At 34.4% G+C, this 14704-nt stretch carries 17 protein-coding genes and 3 tRNA genes; 13 read left to right on the forward strand and 7 right to left on the reverse strand.

Features of this window, described 5'->3' with window-relative positions; translation table 11 throughout:
* Nucleotides 1-117 precede the first annotated feature (117 nt).
* The 4 genes from CALKRO_RS02200 to CALKRO_RS02215 all read left to right on the forward strand — a co-directional run bounded on the left by CALKRO_RS02200 (nucleotide 118) and on the right by CALKRO_RS02215 (nucleotide 3215).
* Nucleotides 118-1032, forward strand: coding sequence for a hypothetical protein (locus tag CALKRO_RS02200; RefSeq protein ID WP_013429492.1), 915 nt, complete (start codon nucleotides 118-120; stop codon nucleotides 1030-1032).
* 107 nt (nucleotides 1033-1139) lie between these two features.
* The gene (locus CALKRO_RS02205) at nucleotides 1140-2153 is read left to right on the forward strand and encodes a LacI family DNA-binding transcriptional regulator (protein ID WP_013429493.1); all 1014 of its coding nucleotides are present in this window, start codon (nucleotides 1140-1142) and stop codon (nucleotides 2151-2153) included.
* A 19-nt stretch (nucleotides 2154-2172) separates the two neighbouring features.
* Nucleotides 2173-2931, forward strand: coding sequence for an alpha/beta hydrolase (locus tag CALKRO_RS02210; RefSeq protein ID WP_013429494.1), 759 nt, complete (start codon nucleotides 2173-2175; stop codon nucleotides 2929-2931).
* Between the two features lie 92 nt (nucleotides 2932-3023).
* Nucleotides 3024-3215, forward strand: a complete 192-nt coding sequence (locus tag CALKRO_RS02215) for a hypothetical protein (RefSeq protein WP_148222751.1) — start codon at nucleotides 3024-3026, stop codon at nucleotides 3213-3215.
* Nucleotides 3216-3354: 139 nt separating this feature from the next.
* On the opposite strand, the gene rpmB is transcribed toward CALKRO_RS02215, so the two are convergent.
* Both rpmB and CALKRO_RS02225 read right to left on the reverse strand, forming a co-directional pair.
* Complete coding sequence (rpmB, locus tag CALKRO_RS02220) at nucleotides 3355-3543, reverse strand: 50S ribosomal protein L28 (protein ID WP_013429495.1); 189 nt, start codon at nucleotides 3541-3543, stop codon at nucleotides 3355-3357.
* An 81-nt stretch (nucleotides 3544-3624) separates the two neighbouring features.
* Nucleotides 3625-4692, reverse strand: a complete 1068-nt coding sequence (locus tag CALKRO_RS02225; RefSeq protein ID WP_013429496.1) for a bis-aminopropyl spermidine synthase family protein — start codon at nucleotides 4690-4692, stop codon at nucleotides 3625-3627.
* A 144-nt stretch (nucleotides 4693-4836) separates the two neighbouring features.
* On the opposite strand from CALKRO_RS02225, the gene truD reads away from it, so the two are divergent.
* From truD to CALKRO_RS02260, 8 genes are all read left to right on the forward strand, one after another.
* Nucleotides 4837-6006, forward strand: coding sequence for a tRNA pseudouridine(13) synthase TruD (gene truD / locus CALKRO_RS02230; protein WP_041741516.1), 1170 nt, complete (start codon nucleotides 4837-4839; stop codon nucleotides 6004-6006).
* A 58-nt stretch (nucleotides 6007-6064) separates the two neighbouring features.
* A tRNA-His gene (locus CALKRO_RS02235) sits at nucleotides 6065-6141 on the forward strand.
* A gap of 12 nt (nucleotides 6142-6153) precedes the next feature.
* Nucleotides 6154-6229, forward strand: a tRNA-Gln gene (locus CALKRO_RS02240).
* A gap of 501 nt (nucleotides 6230-6730) precedes the next feature.
* Nucleotides 6731-6907: a hypothetical protein gene (locus tag CALKRO_RS13655; protein ID WP_167316271.1), complete on the forward strand. Its 177-nt coding sequence runs from the start codon at nucleotides 6731-6733 to the stop codon at nucleotides 6905-6907.
* Nucleotides 6908-7015: 108 nt separating this feature from the next.
* Nucleotides 7016-7453 carry a type VII toxin-antitoxin system MntA family adenylyltransferase antitoxin gene (gene mntA / locus CALKRO_RS02245; RefSeq protein ID WP_013429498.1) on the forward strand — a complete coding sequence of 146 codons (438 nt, stop codon included), beginning with the start codon at nucleotides 7016-7018 and terminating at the stop codon, nucleotides 7451-7453.
* A gap of 31 nt (nucleotides 7454-7484) precedes the next feature.
* Nucleotides 7485-7916, forward strand: a complete 432-nt coding sequence (gene hepT, locus CALKRO_RS02250; protein ID WP_013429499.1) for a type VII toxin-antitoxin system HepT family RNase toxin — start codon at nucleotides 7485-7487, stop codon at nucleotides 7914-7916.
* 119 nt (nucleotides 7917-8035) lie between these two features.
* A tRNA-Lys gene (locus tag CALKRO_RS02255) sits at nucleotides 8036-8111 on the forward strand.
* A 110-nt stretch (nucleotides 8112-8221) separates the two neighbouring features.
* Complete coding sequence (locus CALKRO_RS02260; RefSeq protein WP_013429500.1) at nucleotides 8222-9754, forward strand: YifB family Mg chelatase-like AAA ATPase; 1533 nt, start codon at nucleotides 8222-8224, stop codon at nucleotides 9752-9754.
* On the opposite strand, the gene CALKRO_RS02265 is transcribed toward CALKRO_RS02260, so the two are convergent.
* From CALKRO_RS02265 to CALKRO_RS02285, 5 genes are all read right to left on the reverse strand, one after another.
* Nucleotides 9747-10562, reverse strand: a complete 816-nt coding sequence (locus CALKRO_RS02265; RefSeq protein ID WP_013429501.1) for a metal ABC transporter permease — start codon at nucleotides 10560-10562, stop codon at nucleotides 9747-9749. The two genes, CALKRO_RS02260 and CALKRO_RS02265, sit on opposite strands and share 8 nt — an antisense overlap.
* 22 nt (nucleotides 10563-10584) lie before the next feature.
* A complete protein-coding gene (locus CALKRO_RS02270; RefSeq protein ID WP_013429502.1) occupies nucleotides 10585-11334 on the reverse strand; it encodes a metal ABC transporter ATP-binding protein in 750 nt (249 codons plus the stop codon).
* A gap of 23 nt (nucleotides 11335-11357) precedes the next feature.
* Complete coding sequence (locus CALKRO_RS02275) at nucleotides 11358-12221, reverse strand: metal ABC transporter substrate-binding protein (protein ID WP_013429503.1); 864 nt, start codon at nucleotides 12219-12221, stop codon at nucleotides 11358-11360.
* The gene (locus tag CALKRO_RS02280; protein ID WP_013429504.1) at nucleotides 12221-12643 is read right to left on the reverse strand and encodes a Fur family transcriptional regulator; all 423 of its coding nucleotides are present in this window, start codon (nucleotides 12641-12643) and stop codon (nucleotides 12221-12223) included. The genes CALKRO_RS02275 and CALKRO_RS02280 overlap by 1 nt, the downstream gene beginning before the upstream one ends.
* Nucleotides 12644-12799: 156 nt before the next feature.
* Nucleotides 12800-13117, reverse strand: a complete 318-nt coding sequence (locus CALKRO_RS02285) for an ArsR/SmtB family transcription factor (protein WP_013429505.1) — start codon at nucleotides 13115-13117, stop codon at nucleotides 12800-12802.
* 166 nt (nucleotides 13118-13283) lie between these two features.
* On the opposite strand from CALKRO_RS02285, the gene CALKRO_RS02290 reads away from it, so the two are divergent.
* Nucleotides 13284-14681: a radical SAM protein gene (locus tag CALKRO_RS02290; protein ID WP_013429506.1), complete on the forward strand. Its 1398-nt coding sequence runs from the start codon at nucleotides 13284-13286 to the stop codon at nucleotides 14679-14681.
* Nucleotides 14682-14704: the final 23 nt, after the last annotated feature.

The following is a 14704-nucleotide window of genomic DNA, read 5'->3' on the forward strand; positions in this document are numbered from 1 at the left end:
AATTAACATACAGGTATTTTGACAAAGAAGTACTAAACTTTTTGTGCATATGTCTCAAAAATATGGGTATATATTTAAAAGAATACAAGAAAGGGATTGGCAGTTGGTGAGAAGTTTATGAAAGAAAAGTTTACAAGAGCGTATGGGATAGTCACATTTACAGAACTTCTGTTATTTTTTGGACTTGTTTTGTATATTCAGCTTCAAACTCATACATATAGCATAGTTTCCTGGATTTTGATCTGTATAAGTTTAAGCTTGATTGTAGCTGCAGGATATGTTTTTGGGATTTTACCTATTATAAATGAATTTGGTGGACGAGTTAAGAAGATAGAGGATGTTTTAAAGTTGATGGAGAGTAACTTTGAGTTTTTCAATGAAGATGATAAAAAATTTGAAAGTGCTGTGCAAACATTAAAGAATAAATTTCATTTAGTAAAAGAAGAAAGTGGGGCTGAAAACCAATTTATTTTTGATTACAAGGAAATGATAATAAGAAATATTCAGATTATATATGGAATAGCCGTTGAAAAAGGACAAAAGGAAATTGAAGGGCTTGCCATGTCACTTTTAGACGCCTTAGAAGCAAGCGTGTATTCAAACCGCATATTTGTCCCGCTGTGGTATGAGGTTACGTTATTTCAAACAATTCTTTCTGGTTGTGTTTATTCACTCAAGAACAATTTTGAAATAGTTGTAAACTTCCACAACGATAGTGTGAAAGAAAGATTTATACTTCATGGGACACTGAGTTTTATCGCAAAGCTTTTTACCAGTTGTTCAGAAAGGCAGCTTCCAATTAAAAGTGTAATCCAGCTTTCAATATTTGAACTATCAGGAATGTTGAATATAAGAATATATTACAATGATGTTGTAAAAAACCATGAGAAGATTGAAGAAGTGATGAATATTCTCAAAAACAAGTTTGCGCTATATTATCCTGAGGGTTCATATCTGATAACATATTCAACTGGTGACAATCATATTGTGATTGAGATGACATTGCCAGAAATAAAATCTTCTGAGAGCTAAAGGCAATCAAGCTTTTCAGTATAATTTGCAATTTTTCAGAATATTTGGTATTATTGAAATTAAACTTTAAGAGAATAAAGGTAAGAAAGAGTTGGGATGAGATTAAGATGGTAACTATTAAAGACATAGCAAGAGAAGCAGGTGTTTCACCTTCCACAGTGTCAAGAGTGTTATCTGGTAAAGCAAAAATTTCTCCCGAGACAACAAAAAGAGTGATGGAAGCGATAAAAAAACTTGGATATATCCCAAATGCAAGTGCGAAAAGTCTTGTTATGAAAAAGGCTTATTCGGTGGGCATTTTTATGCCAAGAAGGCTTGAGCAAACTCTGACTTCTACGTTTTTCGACCAAGTTGTATCTGGAATCTGCAGCTATATAAACAATACTGAATATGAAATAGTGCTTTCGATTGTGCCTCCTGAAAAGGAAAGAGAAAGTTTAGAGAGGCTTATTAAAAGCAAGAAAGTGGATGGTTTTATACTTCTGACATCTCGTATAAACGACTATGCAATAAAATACTTGCGAAACCTAAAATTTCCCTTTGTTCTGATAGGTTCACCTGACAAGGACAAAGATTATGTAAATTGGGTTGACAATGATAACAAAAAAGCTGCGTTTGAGGCAACAGAGTATCTAATTCGGCTTGGACACACTCAAATAGGTTTTCTGGGTGGAATGGAAAATCTTGTTTTGACTCAAGATAGACTTTCTGGTTACAAAAGTGCTCTTAGCAAATACAAAATTCCAGTTGAGAACCAATATGTCATGTTTACTGAGTTTGATGAGCAAAGCTCTTATGAAAAGGCAAAACAGATGTTGCAATTACCCAACAGGCCAACGGCTATTGTGTGTATTGACGAGGTTGTTGCATATGCAGCAATAAGAGCGTGCAGGGAGCTTGATTTGAAAGTAGGGTATGACGTGTCTGTCATAGGGTTTAACGAATCAATTTTTTCTAAGCTATCTTCGCCAAGATTGACAACTGTAAATACCAATATATTTTATTTAGGATATTATGCAGCTGAGATGCTAATAAAAGAACTTGAGGAGCCTTACAAGACATACAAGAGACTAATTGTTGAGCACTCAATTGTTGAGGGGGAAACCTGCAGAGCAATATAAGATCAAAGGGGGATTTTGAATGCAAAAGCATGTTGAAATCAAAAATAAAATAGGTCAGGTGCTAAGAGGTTATTTGCATACACCAGAGGAATACGAGGGGAGAATCCCTGCTGTTGCTATATTTCACGGGTTTACAGGAAACAAAATGGAACCGCATTTTATCTTTGTAAAGCTCTCGCGCCTTTTAGAACAACATGGGATTGCAAGTGTGAGGTTTGATTTTGCAGGCTCTGGCGAGTCAGACGGAGAGTTTTACGACATGACAGTTACGCGTGAGATTGACGATGCACGCTGTATTTTAGAGTATCTATTTTCTCTTGATTTTGTTGACAAGCAGAAGGTTTCGATAGTGGGGCTTTCACTTGGCGGTGCAATATCCTCATATCTTGCTGGTGAATATAAAGAAAAACTTTACAAGGTTGTATTGTGGGCACCTGCAGGTAATATGAAAGAGATTGCTAAAAATGTGGTTGAAACAAATCCAACAATTAAGGAAAAGGGATATATAGACTTAGGAGGACTTTTACTTTCTCAGGATTTTTATTACGATTTGCAAAAGTATGATTTCTTTGAAGAAATAAAAAGATATCCTGGTAAGGTTTTGATTTTGCATGGGACAAATGACCAAGCCGTACCAATCGAGGTTGGAAGAAAATATAAACAGATTTTAGGGGATAGGGCTGATCTTGTTGAAATTGAAGGTGCTGACCATACATTTAACAAGTATGAATGGGAAAGATTGGTACTTGATAAAACAGTTGAGTTTTTAAAGGATTGATAAAAGATACAAAAGGGTGGACACAAAAAGTTTCCACCCTTTTTTTGTCACTCATATGTTTTCTAATGAATATAATAGAATAAAACCAGCTGTTGAAAGAATATATTTATGGTATGAGCAAGCATTTTTCGCACAAAAACAAAAAATGGTTAGGTCTTGTTCTACTTCTAATTGGTATAGGGATTCTGATATCGCTACTGATGCCTCCATGGCTTTTAGCCTTTATAATCGCAGTTTTGTTAATAGGTATAGGGATATATCTATTTTTGAAAGATGGGAGATGAAAGTAAAATGAGAATCATGGTGTTTAAAATGCCAAGGTTTTTGAGCAAGTTAATAAAAAAGTTGTTTAAAATAAGTGATGATAAATAAAGAAAAAAGTTCAAGATAAACTTTGATTGCTTATCTTGAACTTTTCTATTTTTAGGCACGCGCAACCTTGCCCGCCTTTATACAGCTTGTGCACACATATATTCTCTTTCTCTGACCATTCTGCAAAAGAACTTTTATTTTCTTTACATTTGGCTTCCATGTTCTTCTTGATTTCTTGTTTGAGTGGCTTACTTTATTTCCAAAAGCAACTTTTTTACCGCAAACTTCGCACATTGCCATCTTTAATTTCCCTCCCTTTTCTCCTCAAAAGCTTAAAAACCACAAGATATTTTAACATAAAAAAGAGAAAAAGAGCAAGGATTAATTTTCCTTATAAAGTATAGCTTCGTTGTCTATATAAAGTTCACAATTAATAAATTCATTTTTAATGTCTACATCCTTTACAAGCTCAATCCTGTACATACTTGATGTGTACCAGTTGAGCTTTGGTTGAACATTTACAAAAGTAAGGCTACTTTCGAGCGATGGCAAGAGATAATTCCAGTTTACATAATGATTGAAATTTTCAATTATGTCTGTAATAACTGCATTGAACTTGTTCAACAAAAGTTTTTGAAATTCATGCCATTTTGAAAGTGAAGCTTCAATGTTTGTAAGACCAAAGTAACCTGCACAGCCTGCTCCTTTTAAGCTTGAAATTGTCCTTGTAAAGCAAAGGTCTAAAGCCTCAATTGTCTCTGGTGGGTCTATTGTAAATGTGTCAAAGCTTTTTACAAAATCATCAGGAAGTTTGTTTCTAAAGTCATATTCAATAGCTTTGAGGTTTAAATTGTGTTCTTTTGCAGCCTGATTTATAAAGTCAACAAGTCGTTTATCAATCTCTAAAACTATGACCTCTTTTGGTAGTTTTGTTAGTGCTGCTGCAATTGAAACAAGGTCATCGTCACCAAATACTATTAGCCTTTTTCCAACCAAGTCTCCTTTTTTAATCATCAGCGCAATTCGTGAATATGCTGTCTCTTCTGTTACATAACCTTGGTCATATTCAACTATTGCATCAGGTCTTGTCTTGACAATCTCTTTAAACTTTTCATAAGCATCCTTGATTTCAGAAAAGACTATTCCTCTTCCTTCACAGTACTGGCATGTGTAATTTTTTACAACAGGAATATTGTTAGCACTTATAAATTCTTTCCCCTTTTCTGTTAATATCAAGTTACCCGATTCATCAGTCTTAACAAAATCTATTGAAATAAGATAGTTGATTGTTTCTCTTACCACAGCAAATGGTTTTTGTGAAAGGAAAATAACTTCCCAAAAATGGTTTGTGGAGTTCAGCGCCGACAATATTTTTTCTATATCTCTCTGGTTTACTTCAACTTTTGTTTTGTTCTGTACAAAGTCAACAGCACCTTTTAATACATCCACTTCTACCACCTCCTCATAATATTTATTGTTACCCGATTTTTTCAGTAAAATAGTTTGTTGACAACAATATATAATGATATCATAATAAAATAAGGTGTCAATAAGAGTTTTGAAAAATTGTGGATTTTAAAGGGTGATAATAGTTTGAAGATTAAGGTTTTACCAGAGGATTTTGTTGTGAAAGAAAAACTTAAGATTGAAATAAAACCATCTGGCAAATACAAAATTTATCTTTTAGCAAAAAGGCACTGGAACACTGTTGATGCTCTCAGGTTTATCTCAAAAGAAAACAAGATTCCACTTGAGAAGATTGGCTGTGCTGGGAGAAAAGACAGACACGCACTCACTTTTCAGTATATTTCTGTGCCAAGAGAATATACCATAAATTTTAACAAAGAAAATGTAAAGGTAGAGTTTATAGGATATTCAGATGATTTTGTATCTCCTTTGATTCTCGAAGGAAATTTTTTTGAAATAACAATGAGAAAATTAAAAAATAAGGATGAAAAAATTTTACAAAGACTGAACGAAGTACAGCAGTTTGGTTTTCCCAACTACTTTGATGACCAGCGGTTTGGAAGCACCCAAAGTGAAGATGAGTTCATAGGCGAAAAGATTGTTAAAAAACATTACAACGGTGCTCTCAAACTTTATTTTACAACCATTCATCCTGAAGATAAAAAAGAAGAAAAGGAGAGGAAGAAAAAAATCTCTGAGCTTTGGGGAGATTTCGAAAAGATACTTCCTCTTTGTAAAACGAAGGTAGAAAGGGATATTATAAAAACTCTATTAAAAGGCAATAGCAGACACTATTTAATTAGAGCGCTCAATCTTATTCCCAAAGAAGAAATGTCTATTTTTCTTTCTGCTTACCAGAGCTATATATGGAACAGGACTTTAAGTTCCATTTTACCTTATTATGCTGATTTACTGAAACCTGTAAAAGGTAAAATCATGGAGTATTTAATTTATACTACACTATCGAAAAAGTCATTAAATGAACTTAAAAATCTTCAAATTCCAACCGTCTCATCAAAAATACCATATGTGAGTGATATTGTAAATAACGCTATTTTGGAAATTTTAAATGAAAGAGGAGTAAAGACTTCGGACTTTGATACAAAGAAAATTAAAAGTTGGTATTTTAAATCATTTTTAAGACCTGCCATAATCTTTCCAGAAAAGCTTGAGGTTTCAAGCTTTGAAGAAGATGATTTTTATGAAGGGTATTATAAGCTGAGGATAAAATTCTATCTTCCTGCAGGTTCTTTTGCGACCATGCTTATAAAGAGTTTAACAATAACAAACATATAATCGCTATTGACTAATATAGTCTTTGCTTTTATAATATGATTTGCTTGTTAAAGAGGTGGTGGATATAGCTCAGTTGGTTAGAGCGCCAGGTTGTGGCCCTGGAGGTCATGGGTTCGAGTCCCATTATCCACCCCATTTAAATTATGTTGGGGTGTCGCCAAGCGGTAAGGCACAGGACTTTGACTCCTGCATTCCGGTGGTTCGAATCCACCCACCCCAGCCATTTTTGTTTTTAGAGAAGTATCATGGGTTACAACACATTGTTAAAAATGTAAATTGGTAATTAAATCATCAAGTCCAGCAGTGTTTTAAAGGAGCAGAACTTACAAAATGATATCAAAGCCACCGAACGCAAATGAGTGCGTGAGGTGGTTTTACTATGTCCAATAAGTTATCTTTCAATATGCAGAGAAAACATATGAGAATTTAGGTTATTTGAGGGTTTAGGAGAAGTTTAAAATCCAAAAATTTAGGTTGTTTAAAAAACTTTCTTTGTGTCAATTCATTAATTGCATTTCACATATTTTTTCCTTAGATTTATGGCTGTTATAGTAGTAAATAATTAGAATGTAAGAAATATACAAAAATAATCTACTTTCCCCAAGAAATATTGAAAAGAGAATTTTATTGAGAAAAAAGATTCTCTTTTATTGCGCAGTTTAGGAATTTTTGATAAAATAATTCAAAGATACTTTGAATCACTATAGGAGAGAGTTGATAAAAAGTGAAACTCAAAAAAGGTGCTCTCTCTTATCTACTGGGAGTTCTTATTATCTCATTTTTACTTATGTTTGTAATTGTGTTTGTATTTCAGCAATCTAACAATCTTGGAACAGATTTTTTGTTATCTTTGTTGGTTGCACATTATATCTGCAAGAGTATATTTTTGTTCGAAGGTTAGTTGGTAAGTTATTGTATTACAATTTTTCTAAACTAAACTTAGAGGTAAGATGAGGGTAAAATAAAGTTTAAGTAGGATTAAAATTTAGTAATAGAAGGTGCTTTGAAAGTGATAAGAAGAAATAAAGTTGATATTGATCATGCTAAAAAAGCTATTGAAGATTTGGAGGAATTTTTCAGAAGATTTGGGAACAAGGTTGTTGCTGCTTATCTTTTTGGTTCATTTGCAATGGGCACATATACTCCACTTTCTGATATAGACATAGCAGTTTTATTTGACAAGGAACTTTCCAAAACAATAGTGGAAGAACTTGAAAATGAGATTCTTGATGGGCTTATGAAAATATTTAAAACTGATGAAATTGATCTTGTTGTTCTCAATAGTGCACCTTTGTCTGTTAGATACGGAGTATTAAAAACTGGTAAGATAGTTTACTGTAGCAATACAGAAAAAACGGTTGACTTTCAAACAGAGGTCATTTCAAAGTATCTTGATATAAAACCTTACAGGGAAGAATTTTATAGGGAATTTTTGAAATCTTTGTAAAGATTTATTGAAAGGAGTTTGTTTTTAAGATATGGACGAAAAAATATTATTTCATTTAAAGCTCTTAAAAAAATATACAGGGTTGTTGAAAGACATATCAAAAGTTGATTTTGAAGAATATATGGCAAATGAAATCTTAAAAGGTGCAGTGCAAAGGTATTTGCAAATTGCAATTGAAACATGTATCAACATTGGAAATAGAATAATTTCAATAGAACAAACAAAAGGTAAAAATATAAAAACGCCTGAAACATATGCAGATATATTTTTGGCATTGTCTCAATTAGGTATTATTAATGACGAATTTAGCACAAGGCTTTCTCAAATGGCAAGGTTTAGAAACAAACTGGTACATCTTTATTGTGAAATTGATGATAGTTTGGTTTATAGGTTTATAAAAGAAAATATGCAAGATTTTGAAGAATATATTTGTTGTATAAAAAGGTATCTCCAAAATAATTGATATTTATTGTAAACTTTACAGCATAATCATTTTAAGTTAATTGTTCGTATATTTCGAACAAAAGTTTGGTATTGTAGAGTTAGCAGACATCAGCTATAATAACAATGCACCTTAAATATGGGCCATTAGCTCAGTAGGCAGAGCACCAGCCTTTTAAGCTGGGTGTCCCGCGTTCGAGTCGCGGATGGCTCACCATCTTCAAAAATATAAGCCCTTGAAAAAGGGCTTTTTTGTTTATTATTGAAAAAGAAATTAAGCTGTGATAAAGTTTTAATAAAAAAGGGAAAGGAAAAGCTATATAAAAAATGCTTGCAAAAGTTTTGACATCTTCTTACCTTGGCATAAAAGGCTATATTGTTACAGTTGAAACAGACATGTCAAATGGCCTTCCGAGTTTTGATATAGTCGGCCTTCCTGATGTGACTATTAAAGAGGCAAAAGAGAGAATAAGAGTAGCAATAAAGAACAGTGGCTTTGACTTTCCAAACAGAAAAATAATTGTAAACCTTGCACCTGCAAACACTAAAAAAGAAGGGTCATCTTTTGACCTGCCTGTGGCTATTTCTGTGCTAAAGTCGTCAGAACAGATAAACCCTAAAATTAGCCCTTATGAGATTGCTATTATTGGAGAGCTATCTCTTGATGGAAGTGTCAAAAGGGTAGATGGGGCTTTACTTATGACAATCTCAGCTTTGGAAAATGGTATCAAAAAGATTATTGTTCCTTATGAGAACAGGGCAGAATGTAGCATTGTGAAAGGAATTGATGTTTTCCCTGTAAAAACTTTAAAAGAAGCTGTTGAGATTTTGGATAATCCTCAAAATGCTACACCTTATAAGGTTGAAATAGATGAGATGAATTTTCTTGATACATTTACATATGACGTTGATTTTTCAGAGGTAAAAGGTCAAGAGTATGTCAAAAGAGCAGTTGAGGTAGCAGTGGCAGGAATGCACAACCTACTTTTGATTGGTCCACCAGGAAGCGGCAAAACCATGATTGCTCAGCGCATACCCACAATCCTGCCACAAATGACCTTTGAAGAGAGCTTAGAAGTGACAAAGATTTACAGCTGTGCAGGACTTTTGAAAGATGGTCAGGCGCTTATCACTGCAAGACCTTTTAGAAGTCCTCATCACACCTCTTCTTCGATTGCAATAATTGGTGGAGGTAGAGTTCCAAAACCTGGCGAGGTTTCTCTGGCACACAATGGAGTTTTGTTTTTGGATGAGTTTCCCGAATTTGACAAAAAGACAATAGAGGTTCTTCGTCAGCCCCTTGAAGATGGATATGTAACAATTTCGAGGGTCAACGCATCAATTGAATATCCTGCAAGGTTTATGCTTGTATGTAGCATGAACCCTTGCAAATGTGGTTATTTTTTGTCAGATGAAAGGGAGTGTACATGCACACCTGCTCAAATTAAGCAGTATCTGGGCAGGATTTCTGGTCCTATTTTGGACAGGATTGATGTTCAGGTTGAAGTAAAGGTTGTCAAACTTGAAAATTTCAATTCCTCAATTTGCAAAGATTCAGCAGCTATGAGAAAAGAGGTAGAAAGAGCAAGACAAATTCAGCTTGAAAGGTTCAAAGGGCTTGGCATATTTTATAATTCTCAGATGAAAGGGTCGCTTGTGAATAAATTCTGTAAACTTTCGAAAAAAGAAAAGCAGCTACTTGAAAGAGCGTTTACTACTTTGGGGCTATCACTTAGAGGATATACCAAAATTTTGAAGGTTGCAAGAACAGTTGCTGATTTAGAAGGAAGCGAAGAGATAAAGGCAGAGCACCTGCAAGAGGCAATCTCTTACAGGATGTTGGAAAGAAGGCTTATTTAAAAGTTTTAGCAAGACTTCTTTTTCTTGCGATGTTAGTAATTTCAACTACAAAGAAAATTAATACAAATATCAAAACTGTTGATCCACCAGGAGGAATGTCAAGGTAATAAGAAGAAGTCAAACCACTTATTACAGCAATTAATGATACTAAAAGTGAAACTACTTGAAGCATTCTAAAATTTTTTGAAAATCTCATCGCAATTGCTGTTGGGAAAACAATCAAGCTTGAGATTAAAAGACCGCCCACAATCTTGACCGAAACAGCAATTATTGTTGCTGAAATTATACCCAGCAAAAAATCAAGTAGTTTTGTGTTTATTCCTGAGACCATTGCGCTAACTTCATCAAATGTAGCAAGAATAAGTCTTTTTCTGAACATTGCTATAAAAGTGACTGTTACAAGGCATACTGCAAAGATAATCCATACATCTTCATTCCCAATTGTTACTATGCTTCCAAAAAGAAAGCTCATTAAATTGCTACTGCTTTTTAAAATTCCAAACAGAACTGAGGCAAGGCCAAGGGCGGTTATTGAAGTAAGAGCAAGGGATATTTCCTCAAACCTTTTAAATCTTGATTTGAAATACTCAATAGCCAAAGCAAATGCAACTGTTGAGATAATTGCTCCAATGGTTGGACTAAAATTAAATAACAGTGCTGCTGCAACACCAACAATTGCTGTATGTGAAAGAGAGTCTCCTATCTGTGAAAGTCTCTTCAAAACAAGAAAATTTCCGACAAGTGAAGTCATAATGCTAACCAGCACACCTGCTAAAAAAGCCCTTTGCATAAATTCATATTGAAGCATAATATCACATCCTGTTATTTTGTTATTTTTTAATATAAGAATGTCTGTGCTCAATTTTCTTTATCTTGTATTTATATACACTTTCATACTTTGAAGGTGAAAAGTCTTTTGCTCTGCAAGCAGTGTAAATCATACCATCACCCATACAAATTATAGTATCAGCATGTTGAGTTACAGCATACACATCGTGTGTCACCATCAATATTGTTGTCCCTTCTTTCTTTTTTTCCCCAAGAATTTCAAATAGAAGCTGCTCAGAGAGACTGTCTATCCCCACAGTTGGTTCATCCAAAAGAAGTATTTGTGGGTCGGATATGAGCGCGCGGGCTAAAAATACTCTTTGCTGCTGTCCGCCAGAAAGCTCACCAATGAGCCTGTTTTTGAGCTGCTTTATTTGAAGTTTTTCCAAAATGCTTTCAGCTTTTTCGAAGTCCTGTTTTGAAAATCTTTGAAGCAATCCCTTTTTTGGCACAAGTCCCAAAAGTACAGTTTCAAAAACGCTCAAAGGAAAGCTCTGGTTAAAATTTGTGACCTTTTGAGGAACAAAGGATATTTTCTGCCTATCCTGCGGCGTAAGATGTTGTTTGCCAAATATTAGTATTTTCCCACTTGTAGGGGCGTAAATCCCTGAGATTATATTCAAAAGTGTTGACTTACCAGAACCGTTTGGTCCGACTATGGCAACAAACTCACCTTTTTGAACTTTGAGGTTTATGTCTTTTAGGATTCTTTTCTGATCAATATAAAAGTTTACATCTATAAGTTCAATCATTCTGGTTTTCTCTCCCACAACATTTATTTTAAAACCATCTCAAATGCTTTTAAGTTCTTTTCCATAAGGCTGAGTATTGTCTCATTTTTTGCTTGAGATGAGTTTACAATTCCCATTCCATAGATGTTTACAATTTTGACACCAGTGTCTTTTGCGATTGTCTTTACAGCAGGCAAATTTTCATTTGGGTCAACAAGAATGTACTTTATGTTCTTTTCCTTTATAAGCTGAACAATCTCTTTCATTTTTTGAGCCGAGGGCTCTTCTTCTTCATTCACACCTGTAATTGAATACTGCTTGAGGCTGTAGTCTCTTGCTAAATATCCAAAAGAGGGATGGGCAATTAGAAATTCTTTTCTTTTTGAATTTTTCACAACAGAAGAAAATTCCTTATCAAGTTTATCAAGACTTGCAATTAGCTTTGAAGCATTTTCTTGGTAATAACTTTTGTTTTTTGGATCTAAGCTTGTCAAGAAATTTTCAATGTTTCTTGCTATTTTCTTTAAAAGCCTCGGTGATGTCCATATGTGCGGGTCATTATCTACAAATCCTATACCTTCAGATGCTCTAAAGATTTTGACCTTTGTTCCCTCAAGAGGTTTTTTAACCCATTCATCAACAAGCCCGAGATATATCACCGCCTTTGCTGATGTGATTTTGGCAATGTCACGTGAAGATGGTTCAAATGAGTGAATTTCCGCACCGTCCTTTACAAGCTTTTCAACTGTTATATTCTGTCCTGCTATAAGTTTTGTAATGGAATACAAAGGATAGATAGTAGTGTAGACTGTGCCTTTGGTGGTAGTTAAAGATTCATTTTTGCAGCTACTTAAGAAAACCATGAAGCTAATAAGAAGGGGTATAGTTAGCAGCTTTATCTTCTTCATTATTCTTTCCTCCCACAACATTTATCGCATATCCCATACACTTCCAAATTGTGATCCAGAATTTTGAAGTTCCTTTTATTTAGTTCCTCTTCAATTAGATTTATCTTACAGTCTACAATTTCGGCTTTTGCATTGCACTTTATACATACAAAATAGTGATGATGGCTACTTTTTTTTATCTCAAAAAAATGTTTTCTATTTATAGTAGATTTCACTGCAATTCCATTTTGAACAAAAAGTTCAAGATTTCTGTAAACCGTTGCAAGGTTAATTTTCATGTTTTGTGCTTCAAGAGTTTGCAGTATCTCATCAGCAGATAAACACTGCTGTGCCTTTTGCAAAACCTTATATATTTCAATCCTCTGCCGCGTGGCTTTTATATTGTGTAAGTTTAAGATTGACTTTACATCTTGATGCTTCATCCTTTCCACCTACTTGCAAATAATTTGCAACAACCCATGTTTAACATTATAGAGTCTGTGGATAAAAAAATCAAGATGTACAAAAAATAAAAAAGACCTCCTTTACGGATTTTTTGCAAGGAGGTCTTCTTTGTAGTTTTGTTTTGGCCACGATTTTTAAGTAAGAGAAGACAAAAGTCTCAAATCATTCGCAAATATATCTACCTTTGCAAGGTCTTGAATGAGAGCTTTTAAAAATGGGTATTTTTCAAACACATCCTCTTTTATTGAATAGATTCTTTTTTGCGCATGGTTTCTGGCTTCTATAAGTCCCACATTTTTAAGATAAGCAAGATGGCGAGACACTTTTGGCTGACTTTCCTGAATCAACTGAACAAGACTGCTTACATTTTGTTCACGGTGGGCCAATATATTTAAAATTCTGAGCCTTGTTGTGTCTGAAAGAGCATACAGTATTTCATTCAGCCTTGTCATTTTTGCTCCCCTTCGTTTAAGTTGTAGTTATGACAAGTATCATTATATCACGTTTTTGAAAAAAAATAAACATATTTATATACACATATGCATATATAACTATTGACATATTAGAAACAAGAGAGTTATAATTAAAGTCGAGCAAGAAAAAAGGGGTGATAAGTATATGGAACTCCCAAAGAAAATAATAGGTGAAGCAGTGCTAAAGCAGGTAATTAGATATCTTTCGAATAATCCTGAAGAAAACATAGGCAAGATTTTAGACCTTACAGAAAAGATAGTAAGACGTGATAGAGACAAATGGTATATACAGAATGCTAAAAAGTATCTGCTTGACCCAAATAGCTCTTGGCATCACTATGCAATGAGGATTATCAAGGAAACAAATCCAAGAGTGAGAGAAAGGATTCTCATTAATTTCTTCCTGAATGCTGGTTTTATAGGTGTTCCAAAACAACTTGAACTCATCAAGAAATATGACATAAATATTCCATATGCAATTTTAATTGACCCGACAGCTGCATGTAACCTGCACTGCAAGGGATGTTGGGCAGGAGAGTATCACAAAGCTGCAAAACTTGATTATGAAATACTTGACAGGGTTGTAAAAGAGGCTCAGGAGCTTGGAATTTACTTTATAATCTTCTCAGGTGGAGAGCCACTTCTGAGAAAAGACGATATTCTAAAACTTTGTGAAAAGTACGAGGATACAGTATTCCTATCATTTACAAATGCTACTTTGATTGACGATGATTTCATCGACAAGGTTGCAAAAGTGGGCAACTTGGCATTTGCCATTAGCATAGACGGATTTGAAAAGTCAACAGATGAAAGACGTGGTCAAGGTGTATTCAAGAAGGTTGTAACTGCAATGGAAAAACTCAAAGAAGCAGGCGTTGTGTTTGGATTTTCAACAACATATCATAGGTACAATGTCGAAGAGGTATCTTCTGATGAATATATAGATTTCTTGATAGAAAAAGGAGCAAAGTTTGGCTGGTACTTCACATATGTTCCTGTTGGCAAGGATGCGGATATATCATACATGGCAACACCAGAGCAAAGAGCGTACATGTATAGAAGGATAGAAGAGATAAGATGGTCAAAACCAATATTTGTACTTGACTTCTGGAACGATGGCGAGCCAGCTGGTGGGTGCATTGCGGGCGGAAGAAGATACCTTCATATCAATGCAAACGGTGATGTTGAACCTTGTGCATTTATCCACTTTTCAAATGTCAATATAAAAGAATGTTCGCTTTTGGATGCTTTAAAATCTCCACTATTTATGGCATACAGAAAGAATATTCCATTTAATGAGAACCATCTGCGACCATGTCCTATGATAGACAATCCGCTCAAGCTCAAACAGATTGTTGAAGAATCTGGTGCGCATCCAACACAAATTGGTGGTGAGACAGAGACAGCTGAAGAACTTGCAAACAAACTTATTGAATATTCAGAGGCTTGGGGCAGGGTTGCAGATAAGCTTTGGGAGCAGAGAAAACAAGGTGTTCCTCAGAATAAGGTTGATTTGTCTGTTATTGAAGAGATTAAAAGATGAAATTGGCGAAAGAAATTTTAGTT

The organism is Caldicellulosiruptor kronotskyensis 2002, assembly GCF_000166775.1.
Taxonomy (GTDB): domain Bacteria; phylum Bacillota; class Thermoanaerobacteria; order Caldicellulosiruptorales; family Caldicellulosiruptoraceae; genus Caldicellulosiruptor; species Caldicellulosiruptor kronotskyensis.

What these genes read in the sequence shown, in the direction of transcription:
- CALKRO_RS02210 (WP_013429494.1), top strand. Translation starts at nt 2,173, where the DNA reads ATGCAAAAGCATGTTGAAATCAAAAATAAAATAGGTCAGGTGCTAAGA.
- CALKRO_RS02205 (WP_013429493.1), top strand. Translation starts at nt 1,140, where the DNA reads ATGGTAACTATTAAAGACATAGCAAGAGAAGCAGGTGTTTCACCTTCC.
- CALKRO_RS02280 (WP_013429504.1), bottom strand. Translation starts at nt 12,643, where the DNA reads ATGAAGCATCAAGATGTAAAGTCAATCTTAAACTTACACAATATAAAA.
- rpmB (WP_013429495.1), bottom strand. Translation starts at nt 3,543, where the DNA reads ATGGCAATGTGCGAAGTTTGCGGTAAAAAAGTTGCTTTTGGAAATAAA.
- hepT (WP_013429499.1), top strand. Translation starts at nt 7,485, where the DNA reads ATGGACGAAAAAATATTATTTCATTTAAAGCTCTTAAAAAAATATACA.
- CALKRO_RS02285 (WP_013429505.1), bottom strand. Translation starts at nt 13,117, where the DNA reads ATGACAAGGCTGAATGAAATACTGTATGCTCTTTCAGACACAACAAGG.
- CALKRO_RS02200 (WP_013429492.1), top strand. Translation starts at nt 118, where the DNA reads ATGAAAGAAAAGTTTACAAGAGCGTATGGGATAGTCACATTTACAGAA.
- CALKRO_RS02275 (WP_013429503.1), bottom strand. Translation starts at nt 12,221, where the DNA reads ATGAAGAAGATAAAGCTGCTAACTATACCCCTTCTTATTAGCTTCATG.
- CALKRO_RS02290 (WP_013429506.1), top strand. Translation starts at nt 13,284, where the DNA reads ATGGAACTCCCAAAGAAAATAATAGGTGAAGCAGTGCTAAAGCAGGTA.
- CALKRO_RS02265 (WP_013429501.1), bottom strand. Translation starts at nt 10,562, where the DNA reads ATGCTTCAATATGAATTTATGCAAAGGGCTTTTTTAGCAGGTGTGCTG.
- CALKRO_RS02260 (WP_013429500.1), top strand. Translation starts at nt 8,222, where the DNA reads ATGCTTGCAAAAGTTTTGACATCTTCTTACCTTGGCATAAAAGGCTAT.
- CALKRO_RS02270 (WP_013429502.1), bottom strand. Translation starts at nt 11,334, where the DNA reads ATGATTGAACTTATAGATGTAAACTTTTATATTGATCAGAAAAGAATC.